Origin of the sequence: Nostoc sp. KVJ20, from assembly GCF_001712795.1 — a bacterium.
Classification (GTDB): Bacteria; Cyanobacteriota; Cyanobacteriia; order Cyanobacteriales; family Nostocaceae; genus Nostoc.
In genome coordinates this window covers 1-6,373 of record NZ_KV757800.1, presented here as the reverse complement: position 1 = coordinate 6,373, position 6,373 = coordinate 1, and the positions used below count along the sequence as shown (strand labels likewise).

Here is a 6,373-nt window from a genome sequence, read left to right as displayed (position 1 = left end):
GTCTCAAATCACTCTCTCTACTGCCTGATTTTTAAACCCCTACCCTTGAAAGCTGCCTTCTGCCCCCTGCTCCCCTGCTCCCCTGCACAAGCACAGGCTTTGAGCATCGCTGAGAAATCCGGGCGTAGCCCGCCGCAGTCATCGCAATTTGTGAGCATTGATCCCTGTGAGGATACCAACCAGCAGCCAAGTGATGGCTAATCCTATGACTTCGCCGAAGAATAACTGCGTCCAGTGGTGCAAAAGCATCCCGATAGTAGAACCTACAGGGATAGCAACAGCCCAACTTGCCGAACAGACTAATATCCATCGCCACGCCTGATACTGAGGAATTGCCAACCATTGAGCCAATCCAATTCCGAAGCCGCCAAGCGCACCATAAATGGCCCCAGACAGGATTCTCTGAGGGAGAATTTGAGTGCTAGGTACAATCCAACCTACAGCACCAATACCGATAGCGGTGATAATACTCCAACCCAAAAGACTTGACCAAATCCACCGGATACAAAATATAGGTTGTTTCAGAAGACAGCCTTGAGGAAGTGCGATCGCAAATCCGCCGATAACAGCCTCTAGCAGTCCAATATCAGGTTTTTCGCCGACTTCAATTAAGAGTAAACTCAATAAAAAACCGCCAAAAGTAGCTAAAGTCCACAGCAATGCAAAGCCAAATCTAGTATTTCCAGGCGCAAATGGCATCAAAGTTTCTTTGGTGGTAATAGTCTGATAGTTTTAGCATTAAACATCTCAAAAAAAGCTTTGCGTCGTTGTTGGGGTGATTCTGGTGCGATGTAACCCCAAAGACTCTCCCAGTAAAAAAAGGAGATACCATCAAAATTGCGATCGCGCACTACCTGAACCTGTTCTCTCACTTGTGCGATTTTCACTGGACTACGCACTGTTCCCGTTGATATCCCAATTCCTACAGAAATTAGACTTTGAGCCAATTTCACAGGTGGTTGTTCTAGTTGAGCGATAAAAGACTTTTTATCATTTCGATATACCTGTAAAATTAACTCATCAACCAAACCTTTTTTTACCCAATTTTCCCAGTCTTGTAAATAGTATTTGTAGGCAAAAGCTTGAGGATTGGGAGACAAAGATATTTTAACTTTAGGTTTAATTGCCTTGACAGCTTGATAGATTTCTGCCATAAAATCCGTAATTTTATCTGCTCGCCAACGCATCCATTTGGAGTTAAAAGGATCACCAGGGGGACTTTTGCCTTGATGTTCTTGCTGGTAGAGTTCTATCGTGAAGCGATCGTAGCCAAACTGTACAGGCATCCCAAAATGATCGTCAAGCTGAATACCATCCACATCATAATCTCTGACTACTTCTAAAATTAGCTCTTGAATAAACTCTTGCACTTGTGGATGTAAAGGATTCAACCAGGCCAGCTTAGTTACTAAAATATTGTCGATTTCTTCTGGTGGAGCATTTTGGATAGAATTTATACCTTCTTGCCCAATTGTCAACCAGTCAGGATAACGCCTTGCTAATTGTGAATAATGCGGCGTCATAAACCCGTATTCAAACCAGGGAATGACTCTCAAATTTTTATTTTTAGCAAGTGTCACTATCTTTGCTAAAACATCCTGTCCACCGTGCATGAAATTGAGCAAAGGTTGAGTTTCCGAGCCTGTAGTCATTTTAGCTACAGCACTTTTATAAAAAGTATGTCCTCGGTTCCAAACTACAGGATAAATTGTATTAAAATTAAGAGCCGACAATTGATTTATAGCACGGTTAATACCCCAAGGAATAAATAGTACACCACTAGCAACATTAGTGAGCCAAACGCCGCGAATTTCTGTAGTTAAAGGAATTGTTTTTTGGGAATAAACTGGCTGTGAAGAGAATGAAAAAACTGTTAAAGTTACTACTAATCCCCAACATAGAAAGTAAGAAATACAACGGCGAGCAACCCGATTCATTTGTAAGCGTGACCTAGTGCGATCGGAATATATATAACTACAAAATAAAGTTATAATCCTCCGGATAATGTAAAGGAATCATGATTAAGAATTCAGGAGTCAGAATTCAGAATAATTTAAATAATACGGAGCCAATTTTGTTCATGAATATACTTAATTATTCCCAAACATGATAACTCCTAATTCCTAACTCTTAGAAGTTTTTTTAAAAGTGTTTCGTTGTGACTTTAGGCACTTTTAGATACCCCTAAGCACACTAAAAAAGGTGAGCCGAATTAAACTCACCCTTTTTAGGGACTTTCAAATAAAAAAACATCCCAAATTTATTTATTGTGGGATGGGTGTCATTGGTGTCAACTTAACGTCAAAGCAAGTCTATAAATAGCTTTTAGATTGCCTCGTTCCCAGTCTCCGACTGGGAATGCTCGTCGTTGAGGCTCCGCCTCCCTTACTGGCGGCAGAGCCAGCCGCCAGGAGCCGCATTTCCAGCCAGAGGCTGAAAACGAGATTTGAAAAGGGTTTTAGCTTAAGTTGACAACAATGGTAAGATGCCCACCCCACAAGGAGCTTTCGCAGTCTCCGGCTCCGCTCCTGACTTCTTTCTGCTTAAAATCTTTCCACACCTTCAAATTGTTTGATAGCTGATGCATTTGCTGCTTCACCACAAGTCCGTGGTGTGGGAAATATCTTTTCAGGATTTGCTAACCCTTTGGGATTAAAAACTTGCCGCACCCATTGCATAGTTTCTAAATCAACTGGGCTAAACATCTGTGGCATATAGCACTTTTTCTCTGCACCAATGCCATGTTCGCCAGAAATACTACCACCAACTTGGACACAAAGTTTAAGAATTTTTCCACCCATTTCTTCTACTTGTTCTAATGCCCCAGGCACAGAATTATCATAAAGAATTAGCGGATGAAGATTGCCATCACCAGCATGAAATACATTAGCAACGCGATAACCATATTGTTGACTTAATGTCTCAATCTCATGCAGAACATAAGGCAACTGAGTCCGAGGAATTACACCATCTTGGACATAATAATCTGGGCTTAAATGTCCAGCGGCAGCAAAAGCAGCTTTGCGTCCTTTCCATAATTTCAATCTGGTTTCTGGGTCAGTCGCAGAAGTGACATTACGCGCACCATTTTTTTTACAAATTTCGATAACTCGCTGTTTATTCCCTACAACTTCCACTTCTAAACCATCAATTTCTATGAGCAAAATGGCAGTAGCATCGCGGGGATAACAATTAGTTGCGACAACATCTTCAACTGCATTGATACTGAAGTTATCCATCATTTCCATACCACCAGGAATAATTCCGGCGCTGATGATGTCAGAAACAGTTGCCCCGGCAGCTTCAATACTAGTAAAATCTGCTAACAGCACACAAATTGATTCTGCACTTTTGAGAATTCGCAAAGTAATTTCCGTAGCAATTCCTAAAGTGCCTTCAGAACCAACAAAAATACCTGTTAAATCATAACCAGGCATTTCTGGAATTTGTCCGCCTAAATCGATGATTTCTCCTTCCGGGGTGACAATTTTTAATCCCAAAACGTGGTTAGTGGTGACACCATATTTGAGACAATGTACGCCACCAGAATTTTCGGCAATGTTGCCCCCAATAGAGCAGATAATTTGACTTGAGGGGTCAGGAGCATAGTAAAAACCAGCACCACTGACGGCTTGTGTCACCCAACTATTAATCACCCCTGGTTGTACAACTGTGCGTTGATTTTCCAAATCAATGCTGAGGATTTGCCGCATTAATGAGGTAACAATTAAAACAGAATTTTTTACTGGTAAAGCGCCACCAGATAGACCAGTACCAGAGCCGCGGGCGATGAAGGGTATAGAATATTGATTGCATATCTTTACCACTTGGGCAACTTGTTCTGTAGTTCTGGGTAACACTACCACAGCGGGACGTTGGCGATAACCAGTTAAACCATCGCATTCATAGGTAATGAGTTCTTCGCGGCGTTGCACCACACCATTTTTACCAAGGACAGCCTCAAATGCTTTGATAATGGGTTTCCAGTTGCGTTGTTTTTTATCTTGAGTAAGCATAGGTTCTTAAAATTCAAGGTAGATGTATGGAGTATTGCAGGCTTTTTTGGAACCGCAACTTTTTCAGTGAATGGGTGTGAATTGCAAGAGTAATGGAAAACTGATAGGTAATAATTAAAAATGGCTTCTGCAAGCGATCTGCACTTCCTCAAAAGCCATTTTATCATTAAGTGTATAAGTATAAAAAAGTTGTACAATTTTGCAGTTTGTAACTCTTATATTATCGTTGACATTCACGCGACTTATAAAAAGAAAGTTGTACAATTTTCTAAAAATTTGTCATATTGATAAATAAAAAAGTTGTACAATTCCTCAAACTTTTGCCTTGTAGAGTTTGGAACTATTTACTATAAGACTCAATGGCGATCGCATTCCTCGCAAACTCAAGCTGTTGATTCAGCTTTGCACTTGGGATGCGATCGCAGTAATGTGCCTACTTACTTTGACAAAACCACGCTTTGACGTACAGCACGCTTGCGATCGCTTTTCCGAGTACCTCCAGCCATCTGATATTCATGGCTATTATTACCATATTTATAAGCAATACCACGCAAAATTTTCTCTGAATAGTCTGCCAAATCTTGTTCATTCTCGACGATTTGGGTTAGTAAGACATCAATAGTAGAGAGGGTGGTATTGTACGCTTCCAGAGATTTTCGGAGGCTTTCAATTTTTTCAGTATAATCTTTGACTGTTAAGCTCTCTCCGACATCGAGAGTTGGACTAATAGATTTAATGCTTGCTAAACGTACTTCAGCTTTGCCAAGAGTACGTGAATTTCGTTTCGATCTCGCCATAATTAATACTTACTTTCTAAATTACTGATAATTCTATAGTGGACAATTGTTGAAGAAGTTGTCATACGTGAAATTGTTGATTTTTCTAAAAAAGTCTAAAAGTTAGGTATTTTATAGTACTCTTTGCCAATGAAAGCCACATTTATTGTTTAAGCACCGCATTGCTTTGCCTTAAAAGCGGATTCTATTTAAGGGAAGATGCTGTAACACAAGTCTGTTTCTCATAACGTGAAAGCGGAAGCTGCTACAGACTGCGCGTAACACGGAAATGTCAAGGCGGAAGCTGCTACAGGACAGGCGGAAGCTGCTACAGGCTGCGCGAAACACGGAAACGTGAAGACGGAAGCTGCTACAGGCTGCGCGAAACACGGAAACGTGAAGACGGAAGCTGCTGCAAGGAAGGTAGAAAGCTGATCTGCTCCCTTCGACTTCGCTCAGGGAGCGTTGTGAAGTTGCTACAGGGAAGGTAGAAACCTGATCTGCTGCCTGAGCGAAGTCGAAGGGAGCATTGTGGTGATGGTTAAGCAAAACGATGCACTAAGCGTAGCCTCTCGTAAAAAAGGGAGCCGAACCATGCCGAAGTGTTTAAGTATCGAAGTTAGGCAACCTACTGTAATGAGTTTCATTTTGACATTCGGCTAACTTATGCAACAAATTTGTATCCCCTGAAATTAGAGCTTGCTTCTTTTTTCGACTCCACCCTTGCACCTGCTTCTCACGCTCAAAAGCATCTACCACAGACTGATAATACTCGCAGAAAACTAGCTTCACAGGCAACCGTTTTGCCGTGTGTTTTGCGCCCTCACCTTGTTGATGTTGCCACAGCCGCCGCTCAATATCCTTTGTACTACCCGTGTAGTAACTACCATCAGCACATTCAAGAATGTACATATAAGCCATAAATTGATTTGCGCGATCGCTTTCTATTAAAAAAAGTGTTCCCTGAGCGAAGTCGAAGGGAACACCTCCTGCTGAATTTTCATAATTCTTGTAAAATTTGAACAGCAGTCAATATTTAGATCGGCAAATACCAGTGAAGCGATCGCCTGTTTTAATCAGTACGATCGCTCCAAAATCCCGAAAGTGCGATCGCAGTACCAGTAATTGATTTCCTTAAGCAAAACGTTTCCTGAGCGGACTTGTACTGAGCGTAGCCGAAGTAGTCGAAGGGAACATTCTATACTAATCGCTCTTAGTACCAATGCCATCGCAGAGAGTGCGATCGCTCACATTGGGATTTGATTGTAAATAAGGACGTAGCCTAGTGCAACTGTAGGCTATTAAATTCTTTAGATTACCTGTACCTGCGTTCCAGAGTTTGACGCTCTTGTCAAGACTAGCAGAAGCGATGGTCTTGCCATCGGGGCTAAATGCTACGCCCCAGACCGCATCGCTATGCCCCTTGAGGGTGGAGATTTCTTTACCTGTAGCCGCATTCCAGAGTTTGACGGTCTTGTCAGAACTTACAGAAGCGATGGTCTTGCCATCGGGGCTAAATGCTACGCCCCTAACCGCATCGCTATGACCCTTGAGGGTGTAGATTTCTTTACCTGTAGCCGC

General features: G+C 41.9%; 5 protein-coding genes and 1 pseudogene. All 6 read right to left on the bottom strand.

What is annotated here, in order from left to right:
- Positions 1-138: 138 nt before the first annotated feature.
- Complete coding sequence (locus A4S05_RS37555) at positions 139-699, bottom strand: hypothetical protein (RefSeq protein WP_069074825.1); 561 nt, start codon at positions 697-699, stop codon at positions 139-141.
- Entirely contained in the window at positions 699-1,937 is a 1,239-nt protein-coding gene (locus A4S05_RS37550) for a glycoside hydrolase family 10-like protein (RefSeq protein WP_069074824.1), read from the bottom strand. The genes A4S05_RS37555 and A4S05_RS37550 overlap by 1 nt, the downstream gene beginning before the upstream one ends.
- Before the next feature lie 606 nt (positions 1,938-2,543).
- A complete protein-coding gene (gene glcD / locus A4S05_RS37545) occupies positions 2,544-4,016 on the bottom strand; it encodes a glycolate oxidase subunit GlcD (protein ID WP_069074823.1) in 1,473 nt (490 codons plus the stop codon).
- Between the two features lie 437 nt (positions 4,017-4,453).
- Entirely contained in the window at positions 4,454-4,813 is a 360-nt protein-coding gene (locus A4S05_RS37540; protein ID WP_069074822.1) for a hypothetical protein, read from the bottom strand.
- Between the two features lie 585 nt (positions 4,814-5,398).
- Positions 5,399-5,713, bottom strand: a complete 315-nt coding sequence (locus A4S05_RS37535) for a GIY-YIG nuclease family protein (RefSeq protein WP_069074821.1) — start codon at positions 5,711-5,713, stop codon at positions 5,399-5,401.
- Positions 5,714-5,995: 282 nt separating this feature from the next.
- Positions 5,996-6,373: pseudogene (locus tag A4S05_RS37530) on the bottom strand (PD40 domain-containing protein); the annotation flags it as partial.

Bases quoted from the DNA above. Each gene is read 5' to 3' on its own strand.
- A4S05_RS37555 (WP_069074825.1), bottom strand. From the start codon at position 699: ATGCCATTTGCGCCTGGAAATACTAGATTTGGCTTTGCATTGCTGTGG.
- A4S05_RS37550 (WP_069074824.1), bottom strand. From the start codon at position 1,937: ATGAATCGGGTTGCTCGCCGTTGTATTTCTTACTTTCTATGTTGGGGA.
- glcD (WP_069074823.1), bottom strand. From the start codon at position 4,016: ATGCTTACTCAAGATAAAAAACAACGCAACTGGAAACCCATTATCAAA.
- A4S05_RS37540 (WP_069074822.1), bottom strand. From the start codon at position 4,813: ATGGCGAGATCGAAACGAAATTCACGTACTCTTGGCAAAGCTGAAGTA.
- A4S05_RS37535 (WP_069074821.1), bottom strand. From the start codon at position 5,713: ATGGCTTATATGTACATTCTTGAATGTGCTGATGGTAGTTACTACACG.